General features: G+C 37.8%; 14 protein-coding genes. 2 read left to right on the top strand and 12 right to left on the bottom strand.

Annotated elements, in window-relative coordinates:
• Positions 1-251 precede the first annotated feature (251 nt).
• Together LQ203_RS03445 and LQ203_RS03440 are read left to right on the top strand one after the other, a co-directional pair.
• Entirely contained in the window at positions 252-932 is a 681-nt protein-coding gene (locus tag LQ203_RS03445) for a CAP domain-containing protein (protein WP_230155699.1), read from the top strand.
• A 621-nt stretch (positions 933-1,553) separates the two neighbouring features.
• Positions 1,554-2,153, top strand: coding sequence for an exonuclease domain-containing protein (locus LQ203_RS03440; protein WP_230155696.1), 600 nt, complete (start codon positions 1,554-1,556; stop codon positions 2,151-2,153).
• Positions 2,154-2,346: 193 nt separating this feature from the next.
• Here the strand turns inward: LQ203_RS03440 and LQ203_RS03435 are convergent, their stop codons facing one another.
• The 12 genes from LQ203_RS03435 to LQ203_RS03380 form a co-directional block, all read right to left on the bottom strand.
• Positions 2,347-4,740 (bottom strand): YhgE/Pip domain-containing protein, encoded by a 2,394-nt coding sequence (locus tag LQ203_RS03435; RefSeq protein ID WP_230155694.1) that lies wholly within the window; start codon positions 4,738-4,740, stop codon positions 2,347-2,349.
• Between the two features lie 373 nt (positions 4,741-5,113).
• Entirely contained in the window at positions 5,114-6,112 is a 999-nt protein-coding gene (locus tag LQ203_RS03430; protein WP_230155692.1) for a nitronate monooxygenase, read from the bottom strand.
• Between the two features lie 170 nt (positions 6,113-6,282).
• Entirely contained in the window at positions 6,283-7,026 is a 744-nt protein-coding gene (locus LQ203_RS03425) for a Cof-type HAD-IIB family hydrolase (RefSeq protein WP_230155689.1), read from the bottom strand.
• A 282-nt stretch (positions 7,027-7,308) separates the two neighbouring features.
• Positions 7,309-8,304, bottom strand: coding sequence for a cation diffusion facilitator family transporter (locus LQ203_RS03420; RefSeq protein ID WP_230155687.1), 996 nt, complete (start codon positions 8,302-8,304; stop codon positions 7,309-7,311).
• Between the two features lie 260 nt (positions 8,305-8,564).
• On the bottom strand, positions 8,565-9,323 hold the full coding sequence (locus tag LQ203_RS03415; protein ID WP_230155686.1) for a hypothetical protein: 759 nt from the start codon (positions 9,321-9,323) through the stop codon (positions 8,565-8,567).
• A 418-nt stretch (positions 9,324-9,741) separates the two neighbouring features.
• Entirely contained in the window at positions 9,742-11,148 is a 1,407-nt protein-coding gene (locus LQ203_RS03410) for an amino acid permease (protein WP_230156126.1), read from the bottom strand.
• 937 nt (positions 11,149-12,085) lie between these two features.
• Positions 12,086-13,216, bottom strand: a complete 1,131-nt coding sequence (locus LQ203_RS03405) for a histidine kinase N-terminal domain-containing protein (protein ID WP_230155685.1) — start codon at positions 13,214-13,216, stop codon at positions 12,086-12,088.
• A 1,068-nt stretch (positions 13,217-14,284) separates the two neighbouring features.
• A complete protein-coding gene (locus LQ203_RS03400) occupies positions 14,285-15,055 on the bottom strand; it encodes a nucleotidyltransferase domain-containing protein (RefSeq protein WP_230155684.1) in 771 nt (256 codons plus the stop codon).
• A 401-nt stretch (positions 15,056-15,456) separates the two neighbouring features.
• Positions 15,457-16,161, bottom strand: coding sequence for a TerC family protein (locus tag LQ203_RS03395; RefSeq protein WP_230155683.1), 705 nt, complete (start codon positions 16,159-16,161; stop codon positions 15,457-15,459).
• Between the two features lie 378 nt (positions 16,162-16,539).
• On the bottom strand, positions 16,540-18,027 hold the full coding sequence (locus LQ203_RS03390) for a tagaturonate reductase (protein WP_230155682.1): 1,488 nt from the start codon (positions 18,025-18,027) through the stop codon (positions 16,540-16,542).
• A 64-nt stretch (positions 18,028-18,091) separates the two neighbouring features.
• Positions 18,092-19,105, bottom strand: coding sequence for a zinc-binding alcohol dehydrogenase family protein (locus LQ203_RS03385; protein WP_230155680.1), 1,014 nt, complete (start codon positions 19,103-19,105; stop codon positions 18,092-18,094).
• A gap of 53 nt (positions 19,106-19,158) precedes the next feature.
• Entirely contained in the window at positions 19,159-20,664 is a 1,506-nt protein-coding gene (locus LQ203_RS03380) for an altronate dehydratase family protein (protein ID WP_230155679.1), read from the bottom strand.
• Positions 20,665-20,681 lie beyond the last annotated feature (17 nt).

Raw genomic sequence — 20,681 nt, 5'->3', positions numbered from 1 at the left:
TGACAAACATAGCTGGCAAACGTAAAAATGATTCTTTTTCTACATGTAATAAATCTTCTGTTCTATCAAAAAGGCCTATTATTATCATAACCATACTCTTATTTCAGGTTATATGGACCCCTATCCTGTACGTTTTCAATCGATACCTTTCTCCCATTCCGATAAAGAATGAGAAATACCTAATTTTACACACACTGATTTTTATAGGATACTAGACTTCCAATCCAGATATCTTACTAGGAGGAAACAAAATGAAGAAAATCATCCTTTTATCAGCGCTGTCCTTATCCTTATTTTCTCCGACAGTTGCCCTAGGAGCCAATACTTACGAAGTAGCAAGTGGTGATACCCTAACGAAAATAGCAGCTGAATTTGAAGTTAGCCTTTCCGATTTACTTAAAACAAACTCTACAATTAAGGATTCGAATCAAATTAAAGTAGGACAAAACATAACTATCCCTACAAATAAGCAAGAGAACAGTCAATCAGTTCCTACAACTGACCAAGAGAACAATCAATCAGTCCCCACATCTGACCAAGAGAACAATCAATCAGTTGAACAGCAGATTCTTAGTTTAGTTAACGAAGAACGGTCAAAAAAGGGACTCCCTTCCCTTGCAATGGATTCAGCCATTTCCCATGTTGCCATTCTGAAATCTGAAGATATGCGTGATAATAATTATTTCAATCATACAAGTCCACGTTATGGCTCGCCTTTCGAAATGATGAAATCCTTTGGAGTCAGCTATAATTACGCAGGGGAAAATATTGCAGCAGGTCAACCTAGTGCAGAAGCTGTCATGAATTCATGGATGAACAGTCCGGGACACAAGGCCAATATTCTGAACAAGAACTATAGCAAAATTGGAATTGGGCATGCGACAGGTGGAAAGTACAGCCACTATTGGACCCAGCAATTCACTGGAAAATAAATTCCAAATTCGTGAGGGGCGGCAAATTGCCGCTTCTTTTTTATCCTTATCCCCTACCTTTCAAATCTCCGGCTTCCTTTCAAAAATAATTCAATCCAAAATATTTTCAGCGTTGAAAAAAAGGAAGAACATATACATATAGAACAAGATAGCATTTAGCCGTGCTTGTACCTTTTACTCAATTTTGAAAAAAAGATAGAGATGCTTTACTATAAGGATTTCACGGACTGTAGAGATACTCGATAATAGTTAATTTTTTCCTACAGTTTTTTTGGGGGATTTGACCGTTGCCTCCAGGCACCCGCTTTTCCCGGGCAGTCTGCCCTCTGCGCCTATACACCTGCGGGGGAGAGGGTCCCTTGGACGGGCTTTCCCCTCAGGAGTGTCTTACATTCCGTTTTAATCAACTTTGTTTAACAGGTAGATAGAACTCCTTTTGCCTATAGTCTTAGCAGTTCTATCTCGGCTTTACTAGCTTGTTACACCGTGTTTTAAGTAGTGTTGTAGACATCTTTACCTGGATCTTTCTAACAAGACCATTTAATACAATGCATCACACTTTCAAACGCTATCATATGTCAGCTATAATAGATAAATGAAGCCAAATTGGAGGAAAATAAATTGTCTAATAGATTAGGTTTAGTGCTAGACGTAGAAACGACAGGTTTACGTCCCTCTTCTGATGAAATTATCGAACTTGCCCTTATACTGTTCACTTATAACAGTGAAACAGGGGAAATTATTAATCTTATTGATCAAGAATCGTTTTTAAGAGAGCCTCTCTCCTATCAAGCAAGAAGAAATTATGATCAAGCATATAGGATTCATGGAATTCCATACAGTTCAATCGAAGGAAAAAAATTTCACGATGAAAAAATTAAATCTTTCATAGCACGTACTGATTCGATTTTCGCACATAATGCCTCATTCGATAGAAGTTTTCTTTACCAAATGTATCCGGAAATCAATGACCAAAAGTGGTTCTGCACAATGCGGAATGTACCTTGGAAGCAATACGGCTTTGAAAATAGTAAACTGTTAACATTGCTGCAAGCACATAATATCACCAATTTCCAAACTCACAGGGCTATGGACGATATATCTTACCTTATGGAACTTATGAAAATACCGGGTCCTTCCGGTCATCCATATTTAAAAGATGTCATTGCTAAAAATCCGATGAAGAAATACGCACCTGCTTCCCAAAAATCGAGGGTGTAGTGTTGCATTAATTTTACAATCTCCCGTAAACGTTGGACGCAGTTATGGCACATTCCGTTTTTTTATAAAATTGTTCCTTCATAGAGGACGGAGGTACATATAAAAAGTTCATTACGACAAATGTGGAAAATCCTTACCAAAGACAACACGATTATAATAAAAAACAGCGTCCCGTAAGGGGCGCTGTTTTTTATTATACTGTTGCATCTTCCTGTTTTTCGGTCACTGCATCGTTCAATTTTTTAAATCGATAAATAAAGTAAAGAAGTGATAATACTAATGCCACAACAAGGAATATGGCTAATATGCTAAGATTATGCCACATGAAGCTATAATCTCCTGTTGAGATGACTGCTCGAAAAGCATTTATCGAATAAGTCATCGGTAAGAATGGTGTGAAACCTTGCAGGAAGCCGGGAACCAATTCATTTGGGAATGTTCCGCCACTGCTCGTCAGTTGAAGAATTAAAATTAATAATGCTATAAACCGACCCGGATTATCAAGGGCTGATCCTAGGAACTGAATGATAGCCATGAATGTACAGCTTGCAAGGATGCTTACTGCAAAAAATAACGGAAGACTCGTGACATTGATTCCAAGTCCTAATATTAATATTGAGTCCACCAAAATGGCTTGACAGATTCCTATGAGAGCCATGACACTGTATTTACTAATAAACCAGCTGAATCCATTAGCAGGCTTAACAGCAGGCTCTCTTAACTTGAAGATAATCGTCAGAACGATAGCCCCGATATATAAACTCAATGAAATTAAATATGGTGCAAAACTAGTGCCATAGTTAGGTACATTATTTATTGGCAGTTTATCCACTTTCACTGGACTTGCAAACATGTCATATACATCTTCATTGGATTTAATTTTACCTGCTTCGTTTGCTCCATCCTTCAATTCGTCATGTAATTCTTCCGATCCATCAGAAAGTTTGGCGATTCCATCTTGTAGCTTAATGGCTCCATTCGCCAGTTCTCCCATACCACTCGTTAGGCTGGATGAACCTTCTTTCAACTTATCTGTTCCTGTAATCAGGCTTTTCGAACCTTCCGAAAGCTGTGAGGTTCCACTAGATAATTGCTTGGATCCATCTTCTAGCTGATCAAGCCCGCTGACTAAGTTATTGCTGCCTTCGGTTAACTGTCCAAGCCCACTCTGAGCTGAATCTATGCTATCGCCAAATGTTGTCAATCCAGACACCAATTGACCTTGACCGTTTTTCAGTTCATTCGCACCATTTGCAAGTTTATCTTGAGCTTGTTTCAATTGAGTGAAACCGCCGCTTAGCGCACTTGTGCCTTCTCCCAATTGTTCTGCTCCATCACTTAGGCTGTTTCCGCCTTTAGCAATTTCAGAAGCACTCGCCGAGAGTTTCCCTACACCTTCAGAAACACCTCTACTCCCTTCGCTAATACGAGACAGAGAAGCAATCACTCCATCCAAACGTGCTTTCTCGTCAGGATCATCCGTAGCTCCGGATTGTTGTTTTAATCCGGAAATAACTTCTTCCAAGCCTGCAGAAACTTCAGAAGCTCCTGCTTTCGCTTCACTCGAAGCTGCACTCCATTCAGACAATGAACCTGAAAGCTGACTAGCCCCAGCAGCTACCCCATTTGCTCCCTCTGTCAAGGCTGGCAGCTTTTCTTCTATCTGGTTGAAACCTTCTAATGATTGTTGCAGTCCAGTGGCCAATTCACCAGTTCCCGCTTCAGATTTTTGGGCTCCTTGTAAGAGCTTGGTTTGCCCATCTTTCATTTGTCCAACACCAGAGCTAAATTGCTGTAACCCTTGATTTAGCTCTTTTGATCCCATAGCTGCCGAACCGACCCCATTGGAAAAGGTCAGTGATTTTTCAGCCAGTTTTTCTAGATTTTCGTGGATTTCAACAGAACCTGAATGGACGGAATCTATTCCTTCATCCACTTTTTTGGAACCTTCTTTAGCAGAGTTAATTCCATCACCAAGTTCACTCGATCCATTTTTCACTGTATCGGTTCCATCTTTCAATTTTCCCGCACCATCACTGGCACTTTTTAGTCCGTCAGCAACTTCGTTCAAATTGTCGAACATTGATTCGGCATAGGTTTTCGTAACGGCTGCCGAAACTTCCCCTTTGATTTTCTCGGAAGCTGCGTCACCTATCTTAGTAGATATATAGTTAAACCCTTCATTCGACGTGTAAATTAAATCGAGTTTTTCCGGATTGTCCTCTTGCAAGGTCGTTGCATTTTTCGAAAAGTTTTTCGGGATTTCTATTTTCATGTAATAATCTTGATTTTCCAGACCTTCATTCGCTTCTTTTTGACTGACGAAATGCCAATCGAAATCCTTTTTTTCCTTTAGCTCTTTCACTAAGTCTTTTCCTATTGTCAGTTCCGATTCATTAAACTCGGCACCCTCATCCATATTGACAATGGCGACAGGCAATTGGTCGACCTTACCATATGGATCCCAAAACGCCCAAAGGAACGTTCCGCTGTATAGCAAGGGAATCATGATGATCCCTATTATCGAAATGAGTATCATAGGATGTTTTATTATTGCTAAGAATTCACCCTTTAAAGATTTTAACACGCCTACCAAGTCCTCCTTAACGACGAATATGCCGTTTAATTTAATAATTTTCATCAGTGAAAAATGGGTTGAAGAATACATGAATTAAGTCATTTGCTTCTGCAATATATAGATTGGATTTTTTATCTTGATCCTTTATATATATTACTTTCCAAACAAAAAATGACTAATGACTATATTGTTCATTCGGTCATTAACACGAAAGTAATATAACATTTATCACCCTTTTTATCAATATTTTTTCACTTTTCACATCCTGAATTTACTATTTTCAAACCTGATATAACACGCAAAGAAGGGCATCCATAATGGATGCCCTTCTTTGCGTGTTATAATAAGCTATATTCAAATAACTAAATAAAGCGCTTTCATATCACTTGGATATGATTCCTTTTAATTTTTCCGCCTGCCCGGTCAATTTCTCTAAAGATTCCTGATACTCTTTTTCTAGTTGTTTAACGATGCCGGCAACGGTATCTATTTTTTTTATTGCCCCTACACCATGCCCTGCAGACCAAATATCGCGCCACGCTTTAGACTCAGATGATTTGGACATGCTGTCAAAATCGACATTTTCTTTTTTGGTTAATTGTTCAGGGTCCATGCCTGCCTTACTTATACTCGGTTTCAGCATATTACAATTCACTCCTGAAAATGCATCAGTCAAGATGATATCATCATGATCCGAATCGACAAGCATTTCCCTATATTCATCATTTGCCCTGCTCTCTTTCGCAACGATAAAACGCGTGCCCATATAAGCTAGATCAGCTCCTGCAGCTTGAGCAGCTAATATGCTATGACCTGTACTTATGGAACCTGCCAGCAAAATGATACCATCCCAGAATGTCCTTACGCTGTCCACGAAAGCAAAACTATTGATCTCACCCGCATGACCACCAGCCCCCGAAGCAACTAAGATCAATCCATCCACACCTGAATCAGCGGCTTTTTTTGCAAATTCCACACTGCTGACATCCGAAAAGACCAACCCGCCATAGTTATGTACGACATCGACCACATGTTTTGGGGAACCTAATGATGTAATGACGATGGGAGGCTGATGCTTCTTGACCAATTCCAACTCTTCTTCAAGGCGGCTATAAGTACGGTGGACAACCATATTCATTGCCCATGGAGCAATCTTTTTGTCTGGTTCTTTATCCTTAGCAGCAATCAATGTGTCGTTTATGTCACCCATCCATTGATCCAGTACCTCTATCGGCCGTGCATTCGGTGCTGGAAACGAGCCAATCACGCCATTCAAACAGCATTCTTTCACTAACTCAGGACCGGATATTAAAAACATAGGTGCTGAAATAACTGGTAAAGATAATTGATTCCACCAATGTTCAGGCAAAGTTCTTCTCATCTATGAAACCTCCCATTTTTAATATATTACCAAAATATAACACTACAAGATTATCATACTTCTTACATTCACATTTTTCAAGAATTAATTCCGGAGCTTAATTTCATCATTACACAGAATGTATCAATAAAAAAACTGCATATGGAAAGCACTCCATATACAGTTTCGATTTAATTTGTAAGCACCCATTTACGAATGGCTTTCGCCACACCATCCTCTTCGTTCGTTACCGTGACCCAATCCGCTTTTTCTTTCACTATTTTTTGGGCGTTTCCCATCGCTACTCCCACTTTAGCTTCAGAAATCATGGCTAGGTCATTAAGGCTGTCTCCTACTGCCATTACATTATCCATCGTAATATTTAACAATGAACAAACAAGCTTTATCGCTTTCGCTTTATTTACGCCCATAGCATTCACTTCAATATTTGTAGGGCTCGAATTGCTAATTTCAAAATTACCTTTTGCTACCAATTCATCCATGATGATGTGGCGGATGGCTTCATCATTTGTATCAAAGCCAAATTTAAGCCATTGAGAATCATGGATTTTTTCTGGCATTTCAGCCCTGTAAATATTATCACAGCTTATTGCCCAAAAATGTGTACCATGTTTTTGGCTTAATTCCCACATCCATTGTATCGACTCACTATCGACGATATTCCTTTCCACCAGTTTTCCTTGATTATCGTAAATTTCGCTTCCATTTACCGTAATGAGATATGATTGGAGTTCCATTGACTTTGCAAAATCACTGCATGTCGCAAAGGATCTCCCAGTGCTCAATACAACAAATACCCCCTGATTTTCGGCATCTTTAATCGCTCTCCGATTTTCTTCAGAAATCTCACCGGCGAGATTTAAAAGCGTGCCATCCATGTCAAGCGCAACTAGTTTAATATCCGGCTTCTTCATTTTTATTCACCCTTTCATAATCTATCACTATGTACCTTATTACATGATAGCTTATTTTTCATATTCTTGGAAAGAACGTGAAAAATTGAACAGGTCCTATCATGTAAAGAAATGTTGAAATTTTCAATTCCAAAAGAAGATGTTCGAGTTGCCATGGGTACTGGCATCATTAATATGAAGAAATTTAAAAACCGAATGTTTTTAATGATAGAGTATGGAAATGAATACCCTGATGACTTTTTACACGTTTGATACCATTTAAAATTATGAACTGAATACTTGCTATTCCTTTTCTTTTTCCAATTGATTCAATTCTTTTTTTATCTGACCTTCCCATTTAGCAACACCATCATTTTCATCAAATTCTATAATCACATCCGTTACACCTCTTTCCTTGAATATTTCATCAAACAGACGATCCTTTATTTCATCAGCCTGGGCGATTGAAATATGGGGATCAAGTTCTACCTCAAGTTCGACATGAAAGTCTTCCCCTTCCTTTATTACAGCCAGTTTCTGGATATCTCTTACATCCGGATCATCCATGACCATGGTTCCAATTTTTTGACGCATTTCTATATCCGCTTCCCCAAGTGCACCCGCTGCATTATCAAGAAAAACCCTTCCAACCACGTAAAACATCCCCAGACCGATCATGACAGAAGCAACCCCTTCTGCTTGTATGAACGAGGTGAAGTTTGCTAATAGAATCGCAATTATCGCAAGTAATCCACCGCCGGTTGCTACCATATCTTCCATGAATACTAATTTCGTCGCTGGTTTAGCTCTTTTTAAACCAGAGAAGCTCTTAAATATGACTGCTGCTCCTTTAGCTTCGATTCCAGTCTCATGGACCACTTCTTTCATCGCTTTAAATAATACATATGATTCCAATACAACGGATAACGAAAGGACAGACAAGTTAATAACAATCCCAGTTGATTCTGCAGGGTGCATAATATGATGGAACCCTTCTTTAATCGTTTCATAAGACATGATTCCGACAACCAATACTGCCCCTAATAAAACAAGGTTAACCAATCGTCCAAAACCATCAGGGAATCGATCAGTTGGTGACTTTTTACTTAGTGCAGAACCAATGAAGACGAAAAACTGATTCGCAGCATCGCCCAATGTATGTAAAGTTTCGGCAAACATGGCGACATTCCCTGTCATGAAATAAGCAACCCCCTTTAGCACAGCGATGATACTATTCACACAGGCAGCAATGAACGCCGATTTATTACCTTGTTTTAATAACCGAAATAATTCTTTCATATAAAAATCCCCCCTAATCTTTTATAAATCCATTATCATAATGTATTATCCCCAACACTGGAATATATGAAACCACAAAAGCGAAACCCCACCCTATACGAGTGAAGAAGGTTATAAGTTCTATCTCCCACAAACGAATATATTCCAGGGTTGGCCACATCTATTCTAATAAGTTCACTATGAGCGATAAAAAAATGATTAATGCAACAAAAAATGGAGTAAGCGGCGGCTTACTCCCTATCATGCAAGATCTTCTTCGTTTAAGCTTCCATCTCCTTTTTCACTAACTTAGATGGATTATTTACTTTATACCGTATTTCTTTATTGTATTTTTTGTCGACCACTTTTCCATCAAATTCGATTGAGTCCCCTTCTTCGAGCTCAGCTTTTTTTAATGTCTTGCTATATCCACACCAAGCTTCTCCGATTGTCAGTTCAGGTTCCGTTGTCACTTTGACATTCTCCAAGAGTATGACTTCATCTTCTTCACCAGTGAAATGGTTCATTTTCGCAGTGAACTCCTTGACTGTTGCAGTGAAATGCACTTTTTCCTCAGGTAAGTCCAACTTAGGCTTTGCTGTCGTCTTTTTAGTTTTGGTTTTTGCTTTTTTTGGTTGTTCACTTAGCTGATCGGAGTTTTCCGTAATTGGAGCTTCTATTACCCGCTCAGTTTCACTTGGAACAGCGGGTAGTTCGGAAACCGGCCCACTCAACAATTCTTTTCCGAAACTGGAGCTTTGCATTTCCTTTAAATAGGAAGGGTTAATGCAACTAAGGTTACCATTTTCAAATTCAACGACTACAGTGTCAAGACCGTTGCCATATTGTTCATAACCTGCCAATTTGACTTTTGCTTGTAAACTGCCGCTTTTATATAATAGTTCTCTTTTTACCGAACGGGCAGTGAATAATTTCCATTCCAATCCTTTAGCGATATAGTCCGTATCATCTAAAAAAGGGATATACTCTCCTTTTGGTGCGATATAATGAATCAAATCTTCAGCTGGAGTTTCAGCCATAATCACCACTCCTAATCTTTTCTATAGATTATATTCTAGCAAAGGAATTCAAAGTTGCAAATGAATGCGAATCATATTCAACCGTCCGCTCTAAAAAAATGTCCGGACATGTTGAAATCAAAAAAGCTGCTCACTAAGAGCAGCCCAGTTTGCTGACAAAAGAGGTTTCATCTTTCAAAACGAAGTTGATTGGAACGGGTGTGCGAGCCTCCTGCGGGAATACGCGTCCAAGGGAGACACCGCAGGCGCAAAGAGCGCCGAGGGCGGACCACCCGCGGATAGCGAGCGCCTGGGGTGGAAATCAACGTTCAAATTTTACAAGCACTCAAAAAAAGACTGTAGACAAACTCAATTATTATCGAGTTTGTCTACAGTTGCACTGTACTTCTTTACATCTGACTTCTTTATCAATATTTAATTATTGAATTTTTTTTAGTTGTTCATCTCGTTCAGGAATAATAACCTGTTTCTTATGATAAAACAGAAAGTATGAACCTATAACTAGAATCGTAAGAAGGCTTGTTAGTAAAAATTGTAATCGCATGGAATCAATAAAAGCTTGAGCAACAAAGATAATAAACAACATTGCAATAGTTGCGTAGGTTAAGTATGGGAATAGCCACATTTTCACTTTGAGTGTTCCCGGATTCTCTTTTTCATTCTTTTTCCTTAAGTACAGATGAGAAAAGGCGATAAAAATATACATGATCATTGTGACTCCTCCCGAACTATTTGCGAGAAAAGCAAACAATTTATCAGGAGATACAAATTTAAATGTCGTACACACATAAGCAAAGAAAACACTTGCCATCAACGCCCAAATCGGTATACCCCTCTTATTCACTCGTGATAAAATTTGGGGAGCATCGCCTTTTTTTGATAAAGAATATAACATACGTGAGCTTGTATATAGACCTGAATTCAAAACAGAAAGCAATGATGTGAAGATTACGATATTCATAACTTGACCCGCGGCTGGAAGGCCTGCCAAATCAAATACGCTGGCATAAGGGGTTTTCAGTAAATCTTCTGCCCCCTGCGGAATCACGATAACTAACACGGCCACTGAGCCAACAAAGAAAAGAAGGAGACGCCATACCACAGCGTTTATCGCTCTTATAATATTTTTTTCAGGGTTTTCAGACTCACCTGCTGCAATGGCAGCTACTTCACTTCCCGATAAAGAGAAAGTAATAAATATTACACTAAGGAGTACAGGAAGAAAACCATTTGGAAAAAAACCTCCATCTCCTGAAATGTTGGAAAGGCCCGGTGAATCAAATCCAGGAACAAACCCAAAAATCATGGCTGTACCTAGAATTAGAAATATTACAATGGCAGACACTTTAATAAAAGCTAACCAGTATTCAAATTCCCCATAAGCTTTGACGGAATAAATATTCGTTATTGTCATTAAAATAGGGAAAGATAAACTAGCGACCCACATTGGTATGGCAGGAAACCAATCATGAACCATACTACCCAATAAAGTTGTTTCAATAGCAATAATGATAACCCAGTTGAACCAGTACAACCAGCCGATCGTATATCCGGCCCAAGGACCAAATGCTTGATGGGCGTAAGTGGAAAAGGAACCACTATCGGGATTTACCACAGCCATTTCACCAAGCATCCGCATTATTAGCACGATCATTAACCCCGCGATTATATACGATAAAATAGCACCAGGCCCTGCGGAACCAATTATTGTTCCACTCCCTATAAATAGGCCTGCCCCAATAACACCACCAATTGAAATCATTGTTACATGTCTTGTCTTGAGACCATGTTTCAGTTCATTTGTTTGAAAAGCCACTATTGTCACCATCCTTTAAAACTGTCAATATGCCGTTTTGAAAGCAAAAAAACTAAATTTCCTTTTTTTGCTCATGGGTACCCTAGTAGAAATCTTTCATTCAAAAAGAATTCATGCAGTCCTATCTACCTGTTTCTCCAATACTATTAACAAGATAAATTTCACAATCGATAATTAAAGTGTTATATGTACATTCGTTAAAAAAGAAAAGCATTATAATTTACTAGTAATCGCTTTCAAGTAAAAATTCCTCAATAGCTGTCAAAGCCCATAAACGAAACCCCTGGGATTACAGTGATTCCTCATGCCATTTATTACAAAATGGTGTCCTTTTGTTTATCATTATTTACATCATCCTATATTAATGCTTTCCTAACCTACCCTTTAAATTTATTAAGGCACCCTCTCTCTCAAAAGTTTTATTTATATATTTATAGTAAAAGCAATATCCATGCCAAAAAAAGGATAGGTAGTTTATAAGGGTTTAACGCGTGTATTCATTAAATACGATCCATTATTGAATTATTATTCCGTTTTATGATTCACATATTAATTATTTCCATTTTTTGATTCAAATTTGAATCAAAAACTACAAATTAATTGATTTTTTTTAAAATTCGACGCATTTCACTACTGACTTAGCTCAAGTTAAATTTTATGAGGTAAGGAAATGCGTGAAAAGTTCCAGGAAAGGAAAGCTTCTCATTAATCTTGATGTGGTGGAAAATAAAAATAGACTAAGGAGATAAAAAGAAGATGCCTAAATTCAAATTATGAATATTGACATCTTCCAAATGGTTTAGTTTTTTCTGATTCTGTTTTTATGTTAATGATCTGGCAACCCCCGAAAGGTTCCTCCGCTATAGATCTAGTTACAGGCTAAAAAAATAATACGAATATGTATAAAACAATGTAAAGCTTCGTTAAGTAAGCGTCTTATAAAAATTTAGTACCGATCGATTGGGAAATGTATGCTGAATGTAGTGAAATTTTCATTGGATTCACAATTCATATACCCATCATTACTTTCAATGATTTTTTTACATACGTATAGGCCAATCCCAGTTCCTAACTCTTTTGTCGTGACAAAGGGCTCAAAAATTGATTCGATCATTTCACTGGCAATGGCAGGTCCATTATTTGAAATACGAATTATTCGTTCGTTCCCCTCTATTAAAGACTGGATCCTCAATATTCTCGGGTGTTCTTTATCCTTTAATGCATCAATGGAATTTATAAAGAGATTTAAGAATACTTGTTTTAACCCGTCCTTACTTGCTGTCATGACTAAGTTTGGATAAATCTCTATTTCTACATTAACGCTGGCATCCACAATATTTGCATAAGTCAGTTCTTGAATTTCTTCAATTAACTTTAACACGGAAACTTCCTCTCTTTGTTCCTCATTAAAATTAGATTTAGAGGTATGGAGGAATTGGGTTATCCTGAAATTCAACTGATTTAATTCATAATCAATAATATCCAAATATTTTAAGCTTGGGTTCTCCCTTTTCAGTAATTTATTGAAACCCATGATAGCTGTAAGCGGATTGCGGAACTCATGTACAAAGCTTGATGATATTTGTCCCAGTACCGCTAATTTATCTTTATGATTTTCACTTATGTAAGACTTCTTTTCCTCAATCACTTCATTTGTAAGATTCGTATATTTTGTTACAGCATGATAGCTGAAAGTATCAAAGTGCAAGTTGATGGCATCAATGAATTTCCTCATATACTCAATGGGAATATTGGCACCAAAAACATTTCTGATTATGATATTTCTTCCTAAATTAATATTATATAGAAAATCCCCGATGTTAATATTCGCTTCAAGACGTTCTTTGGCTACCTGATGAGCCAATTTTATCAGCACTTCATCAGACAATGCCTCCTTAAACGTTTGGATGACCATGGAGTACATGCCATATCCATTTTCTTTAATCTTGTCTTTGTAGGGGTCTATTTCATTGATTTTAATGGTCTCGTTCCATTCATTTAAAAATAAGGATTGATTTTCTTCCATATAATGAATCAATACTTTTTTATACTTCATATTTTCAGATGACAACTCCATACTCGTGACCACACATCCCCTTGCGGAATTTTAGATACTATATCAATAACATCATTCTATATGAGATTTTGTTTTCTTGCACTTCATAAATTATTGTTTTTTGAAAATCTGTCAAAATTGCCATGTTTTCCCTTGGTGAATCATAATGAACACATTAAAAGCAGCTGATACGGAGGCAAAGTACTACACATGTATGGAAATAGTGCTTACGATAACAAAGAAACCGACCAAATTTGGCCGGAATCAAATATTGTAAAAAAAGGGAGTACGCCATGCCTAAAATACCTTAATAATCCTTATAATAGAAGAAACAGGACAAATAGTAACGAACATTCGCCCGTGCGCGTTTTGAAAATCAAGAAGTCTTCTGGCCATATATACCACAAAAACCATGAAGCTAGACTGAAGTCCATTTGAATGGTACCGCTTTTAGTACACCAATTTTATACTAATATTGAAATATATTAATGAGCCCTCCGAGGAATATCCATGTGTCTTTTTATTGTTCCGTCATCCTTCATGAAAACATTATGGAAGTTTACAATTTCAATGACTAAAGGGTTCATTTATATAATGTAATTATAACAGAAAATTCAGATTTTAACTAAAAAAATACTAACTGAAGGCAAAGATTACCCTTTATTATTCTACTGATTTAAGATTACTTTTTTTATAAAAGTGTGTAGTTAAAAACTTTCGTTAACACTTTCCCATGACTTTAACTTCTGCAAATTCTTTTCCCATTTAACATCTAACTTATCAGCTTCTACTTTAGCAATACACCCATTGCAACCTTTATAGCTTATCCATCTATTTAAGTTTACTTGTAATTCCATTTTTAAATTTTGTGCCTCCGAGGTAAGGCTGTCTTTCTCATCTTAATTGATTAATTTGGCCAAGTATCCTTAATCTATATAAAAAAAATCCAGCTCCAGCCAATGTAGGTAAGTAAGTTTGGATATAAACAAAGAACCAATTGCATGGAGGCAATTGGTTTAGAGAGAGTTTCATTAAAATTACCTACTTACAAAGTCAAATTAGCAACTTCTAAATTGAAGATGATCGGGGTTATTTCCAAACTTCCGCTAATGCTGCTTTAAATAGTTGGTCTAATGCCTCTGTCGGATCTTCTACTTTAATATCTATTGTTTTAACATAGTTGGTCAAATGTTCTATTTCATTTTCCAAAAATTCATTAATAACATCAATTCTAGGTTCAAGGTCTAACTCTTCACCACTTATTTTTCTCGCTAATAATTTTCTGATTTCAGTTTTTAATTGACCGTCCGGAATGATTTCTTCCAATAATAACGGAAATTCTAATGGAGGGATCGTGTTATATTTTTCGATCCATTTGCAAGCTAGTATTGGGCGTAAAACATAAAAATACTTTTTGATTTTTACCTGTTCATTCTGCAAATAGTCTCTATGATTCCCCTTGGCCATATTCAAGTAGTGATATAAAGCTGCGGTAGGTAAATAAACCTGGCTGCTCATTTCCTTCATCTTGTCAATTACAGAATAAGAGGTATAATATACAATCCCTGAGTTTAACCATTCGAGTAGTGGCGGGTTGGATTTTCTATATAAACGTAAAGCTTTAGTTAGTTCCCATCCGTTAATATCCAATAAATCATTAATCGGCAGTTCGATTACATCTCTTTTTTTATCAATTGACAAATACCAATCTTTTTTATGTATATAGATAAACCTAACATCGTAATCGCTATCTTTTGATGGAAATTCCCATGCACGACTTCCGGATTCACAAGCGTACAATACTTTTACATCATAGGTTTCTTCAATACTCATTAACTCTTCTACTATTTTTTCTTTCATTGCATTCACTCCTTAGCATGATTATTAAAACTATTATCCTTTTCTCCATTATTCAAAATAAGGTTAAAAACGAAGGGGTTGGAGTTACATTGTGTTCGTCGTTTTGTATGCATGGCGCTCAAAAAAAAATATTCAAATGAAGATTGAGTTTTTACTGCCCCTGTTATACTTTATATTCTCCTTCAATCAGTCGATCCTCCATTACATTTCGCTCAAAAAACTGCGAAGGATACAAGTATCTTACCCTTTCATGGTTAATAAAGGAAATATTAATTTAGTATCGTCTTAACAACCACCGTTTATATCATTGGATTAGTTGTACCGGTTTAGCAGCTTCTCCTTTTGCAGTTATATTAAAAAAAGAGACCTTTCATTATCGAAAAGTCCCTTTTTGCCACACATTATCCATTTCGTTCGATTTGCATTTTATCTCTGTTCGCTTTTTCTTTTTCTACTTTTTTCTGTCTCGTAGTTCCGGCCACTAGTATCCCGATCACTACTAAAGCTTCAAATCCATATTTCAAGAAAGGATTATCAAAATAGTTGTGCATGAAAGGTTCAGCTACGATCATTTTAGCGGCTGTCCAGCCTAGTATTCCCGCACCAATAATTATAATGAATGGGAAACGTTCGATCAGTTTCAATATCAAAGTACTTCCATACATCACTACTGGAATAGATACGAGTAAACCGATTACCACTAAAGTGAAGTTACCATGAGAAGCACCTGCTACAGCCAGGACATTATCCAATCCCATCAAGGCATCTGCAATAATGATAGTTTTAATGGCAGCCCACATGGAATCCGCAGGCTTTAAATCAGGTTCATCTTCATCGATAAGGAGCTTATAAGCTATCCATACAAGAAGTAATCCCCCTATTAAATGCAGTCCAGGCACCTTTAAGATTACAACAACCAACAGCGTTGCTATGATCCTGATCACGATTGCCCCGACAGCTCCCCAAATTATCACCTTTTTTTGCTGATCTTTTGGTAACTTTCTTGCAGCCAATCCAATAAGGATAGCATTATCACCAGCAAGAACCAAATCTATCATAATGATTGCTAAAAGTCCTGAAATAAATTCACCAGTTAAAAAATCCAACACTTCTTCCTCCTTTTATACAAAAATAAAGAGACCTCTGCCATAAATGGCAAAGGTCTCGCTAAGCACTAAAGAAATTAGGCCAATAAAGCCGGTGGAAATTCCACGTAATGACGACTTTATTTCAGGTTATACCTGACGCTACTCCCCTTCACGGGAATAAAGATTTATATAATTTTCATCACTTTTGGTACCCTTCCCTAAGGAATATACCAAGTAAATCTATCACTCATACATTATACCAGAATTACTAATAAAATAAAGGAAAAATAATGATAGGATAGACAATTATTTTTATTACATCATTATTGAACATACCTACTTGGTATGGGAACGATGTCGGCCTATTATATAAAGAGCCCCACTCCTTTCAGCCAGTCAATCAATCATCGTTTCTAAGTAATGGCCTATTTCATCTGCCAGGTTCAAGATCTTATTCAGATCCTTCCCCCATAAATATTGATTACTTAATGTCGACTCTATCAATTTTCTAAGTGAAATTTCTTCCATTTCATAACGGTGCCATTGTTCGCTAAAAAATTCAATTGTCTTTATATCATCTTTAATGACATATTCTTTACCCTCAAAGCTTTTCCCTATATATCTCCCCTCTACTTCTTGTACCCTATAAAATCGAATCAGTCCCGCAAAACCTCTTATTATGGAGGCAGGCAGTTTGCCTTTCATTTCGTAATATCCTTCTAAGGTAGGTAGGAGCCGAACCTTAAACTTCGAAACACTATTTAATGATATATCGGCTAGCTGGTGGTGTACGAAGGGATTCATAAATCGCTCCAGAACGCTTTCCCCATATACCATCATCTCACTTTGATCAAAAGGTAAAGATGGAATGATTTCCTCTTCGATTGCCTTACGGAGAAATCGATTGAAATCCGGGTGATCGATTGCCTGTTTTACTTCTTCCAAGCCAGATAATATTCCCAGAGGAGCCATTAATGTATGCGAACCATTTAGAATCCTTACCTTTCTCATTTGATAAGGTACTATATCCTTTACCCAATGCACATTTATGCCCGATTGTTGTAAAGGAAGACGCTTATCCATAGAAGGGTCACCTTCAATAGCCCATAAATGATAAGGTTCAGCCGTATTTAGCAGCGTATCCTCAAATCCCCATTTCTCAAATAGTTTTTCCGACTCATTAGCCGGAAAACCTGTTACGATACGGTCTACGAGCGAGTTAAGAAAGAGATTGTCTTGCTCCACCCAATCCATGAAAGACTTTGGTAAATCCCAATCCCTGCTATGCTTTAGTACGCATTGCTTTAATGTATCACCATTTCTCTCCAAAAGCTCACATGGAAGCATGATTAGGCCCTTGTCCGCTTCTCCGTTGAAATATAGATAGCGCCGATATAATAATGCCGTCAGCTTTCCTGGAAAAGATTCATTCGGTACGCCTTCTTCCCACGGAATTGGCACATATTTGATTCCGGCTTCGGTCGTGTTGGATACTACAAATTCCAATGTAGGGTTTTCTGCCAACCCCAAAAATTCCATCCATTCTTCATATGGATTTATTACCTTTGAAAAAACGGAAATGATTTCTGTATGCTCCACTTTCTCGCCATGGTGAAACCCTCGTAACATTAGCGTATAGAGTCCATCTTGCTGTTTTAATTCTTCTATTTTTCCCTTTCCAGTGGGGCGCGGCTGGGTAACCGCGATACTTCCTTGGAAATGACCTTGCTTATTGCATTCAGAAATCATCCAATCGAAGAAACCACGAAGAAAATTACCCTCACCGATTTGCAACACTTTTATGGGATAATCCATCATTTGTGAATATTGTACAGTCTCTGTATCTTTATTCATATTCTTCAGATGACCTTTATTTATGTTCATGATCGCTAAACTCCTTTCTCTCATTAATTATCCAATCTTCATTTGGTTACCTGTACCTTTAAGCTTATATTTCGACTATGGCTTTAATCACTTTAGCTTCAGGAGTTAACCATCCCTCGAACTTATGGATCATTTCATCCAAATGTGTGCGATGTGTAATATATTGACTCAAATCCAACCTATTGTTTTTCAACGTTTTCACCACATAATCAAAATCTTCCCTGGTAGCATTTCTACTTCCCATTAATGTAAGCTCTTTACTGTGGAATTCAGGATCATTAAAGGAAATATCGGATTTCACTAGACCTACATAGATCAATTTTCCGCCGTGAGCAGGGTAATTAAATGAATTCATCATTGATTTAGCGTTACCTGTTGCGTCAAACACCACGCTTGGCATATCCCCATTTGTCAACTGGGCTAATTTCTCCATTGGATTCTCCAAAACGTTCAACAAATGATCTACATTTGCCCATTTGCCAGCAAACGCAAGACGTTCATCGTTTACATCCATTGCAATTACTTTCGCACCTTGTTCTTTAGCAAATGCCATGACTCCCAAGCCAATGGGTCCCGCACCAATGATAAGTGCAATATCCCCTTCATGAATGTCAGCCCGTCTAACCGCATGAGCCCCTATACTTAAAGGCTCGATCATGGCTGATTCGTCAAGTGAGAGCCCCTCAGTTTTCACCAAATGATCTAAGGGAACCGTAATCCATTCACACATGCCACCTTCTGCATGTACACCTAACACTTTCATATTCGTACAGCAATTCGTTTTTCCACTTTTGCAAGCGATACATTTTCCACACTCCATATAGGGAATGATCGATACTTGATCCCCGACATTCAGTCCCGTTGCGTTTTCTGGTATGGATTCAATATTACCCGATAGTTCATGGCCAAGTATTCTTGGATAGCTAAAGAAGGGTTGATTGCCTCCGTAGGCATGAATATCCGTTCCGCATATTCCTATGCGGCGCACCCTGATCAGAGCTTCCCCTGAGTTTGGAACTGGTTTTTCAGACTCGATCATCTTAAATTCATAAGGTTGTTCACAAACAATACTTTTCATTGAATAACACTCCTTTTAATTAAAAAACATAAAATTTACGAAAATTACAGCAATTAAAGAATGACTCCTTCTTTAAAAATGCTTATCTCCCTATATCCGAATTTTTCATTATTCGTTTTCTTTTTACCGGATGAAAGCTCAAGTATGTATTGGAATAAATCGCTCTTTAATTCATCGATCGTTTGGCCTTCAATTAACTGTCCGGCATTATAATCAATCCAGTGTTTTTTACGATTAGCCAATTCTGTATTCGTAGCTATTTTCACAGTTGGCACTGGTCCGCCAAAAGGTGTGCCTCTTCCTGTGGTGAATAAAACGATATGTGCGCCTGCTGCTGCCAAGGCCGTCACCGAAATCAGATCATTACCGGGAGAATTTATCAAATTCAATCCTTGCTTCACTACTCTTTCTCCATATGGACTAACGTCAATAACAGGGGCATGACCGCCTTTTTGCGTACAGCCCAAGGATTTTTCCTCAAGTGTACTAATGCCGCCTTCCTTATTTCCAGGTGAAGGATTTTCATAAATTTCCTGATCATGGCGAATGAAGTATCGTTTGAAGTCATTAACAAGTTCAACGATTTTATTAAAGGTTTCTTTATCCTTTGCCCTGTTCATCAATATCGTTTCCGCTCCAAACATCTCAGGAACCTCTGTCAAAATCGTTGTTCCGCCATTTTCTACAATAAGATCGGAAACTGCGCCCACTAATGGATTAGCTGTAATGCCTGACAAACCGTCGGAACCTCCACACTTTAAACCTATTTTCAACTTTGAAACCGGTACGGGCATCCGTTCAAATCCTTCCGCATATTCCACTAATTCTCCCATTAAACGTAGGCCGCTCTCCAATTCATCTTGAACCTCCTGGGCTTTTAAAAACTTTATGCGATTTGGGGGGAATTCGCCGATTACTTCTTTAAATGCTTCAATCTGATTGTTCTCACATCCTAATCCTACAACCAATACTCCAGCTGCATTCGGATGTTGAACTAACGACGCCAATAGTTTCTGTGTATGGGATAAATCATCTCCCAATTGAGAACAACCGTAGGGGTGGGGGAAATGATGAACTCCATCTATTTGTCGATCTTTAAACTGCTCATTCCCCATTTTAGCGAGAACTTCACAAGTTTTATTAATACAACCAACCGTATTGATGATCCAGATTTCATTCCGGATGCCCGCTTCTCCATTTTCACGGATATATCCTTGGAAGGTTTGATTGGAACTATCCCCTTCTGTATATGCAATGCTGGGCTGATAAGAATAATCCAATATACCCTGCAATCCGGATTTTAGATTATGAGTGTGAACCCACTCGCCAATTGAGATATCAAATTTAGCTTTTCCGATAGAGTAGCCGAATTTGATTACGTCCCCCCCTCGTTTAACCGGTTTCACTAACATCTTATGCCCTTTAGGAATGTCTTCACTTGCCTTTATATTGATCATTCCCCTGTCTTCCGTTTGAATCTGGAGGCTCTGTCCTTTAGGAATCCCCTCCAAGGAAATAACAACATCATCAATTGAATGCAATTGCACAAATTTATTCATTTTGTCCCCTCCTTATC

Source organism: Peribacillus sp. Bi96, assembly GCF_918698115.1.
In the GTDB taxonomy this organism is placed as follows: domain Bacteria; phylum Bacillota; class Bacilli; order Bacillales; family DSM-1321; genus Peribacillus.
Note: the sequence above shows the minus strand (reverse complement) of the source record. Positions and strands in the feature narration are given on the sequence as shown.

Bases quoted from the DNA above. Each gene is read 5' to 3' on its own strand.
- LQ203_RS03445 (WP_230155699.1), top strand. From the start codon at position 252: ATGAAGAAAATCATCCTTTTATCAGCGCTGTCCTTATCCTTATTTTCT.
- LQ203_RS03430 (WP_230155692.1), bottom strand. From the start codon at position 6,112: ATGAGAAGAACTTTGCCTGAACATTGGTGGAATCAATTATCTTTACCA.
- LQ203_RS03425 (WP_230155689.1), bottom strand. From the start codon at position 7,026: ATGAAGAAGCCGGATATTAAACTAGTTGCGCTTGACATGGATGGCACG.
- LQ203_RS03420 (WP_230155687.1), bottom strand. From the start codon at position 8,304: ATGAAAGAATTATTTCGGTTATTAAAACAAGGTAATAAATCGGCGTTC.
- LQ203_RS03415 (WP_230155686.1), bottom strand. From the start codon at position 9,323: ATGGCTGAAACTCCAGCTGAAGATTTGATTCATTATATCGCACCAAAA.
- LQ203_RS03405 (WP_230155685.1), bottom strand. From the start codon at position 13,216: ATGGAGTTGTCATCTGAAAATATGAAGTATAAAAAAGTATTGATTCAT.
- LQ203_RS03400 (WP_230155684.1), bottom strand. From the start codon at position 15,055: ATGAAAGAAAAAATAGTAGAAGAGTTAATGAGTATTGAAGAAACCTAT.
- LQ203_RS03390 (WP_230155682.1), bottom strand. From the start codon at position 18,027: ATGAACATAAATAAAGGTCATCTGAAGAATATGAATAAAGATACAGAG.
- LQ203_RS03385 (WP_230155680.1), bottom strand. From the start codon at position 19,105: ATGAAAAGTATTGTTTGTGAACAACCTTATGAATTTAAGATGATCGAG.
- LQ203_RS03380 (WP_230155679.1), bottom strand. From the start codon at position 20,664: ATGAATAAATTTGTGCAATTGCATTCAATTGATGATGTTGTTATTTCC.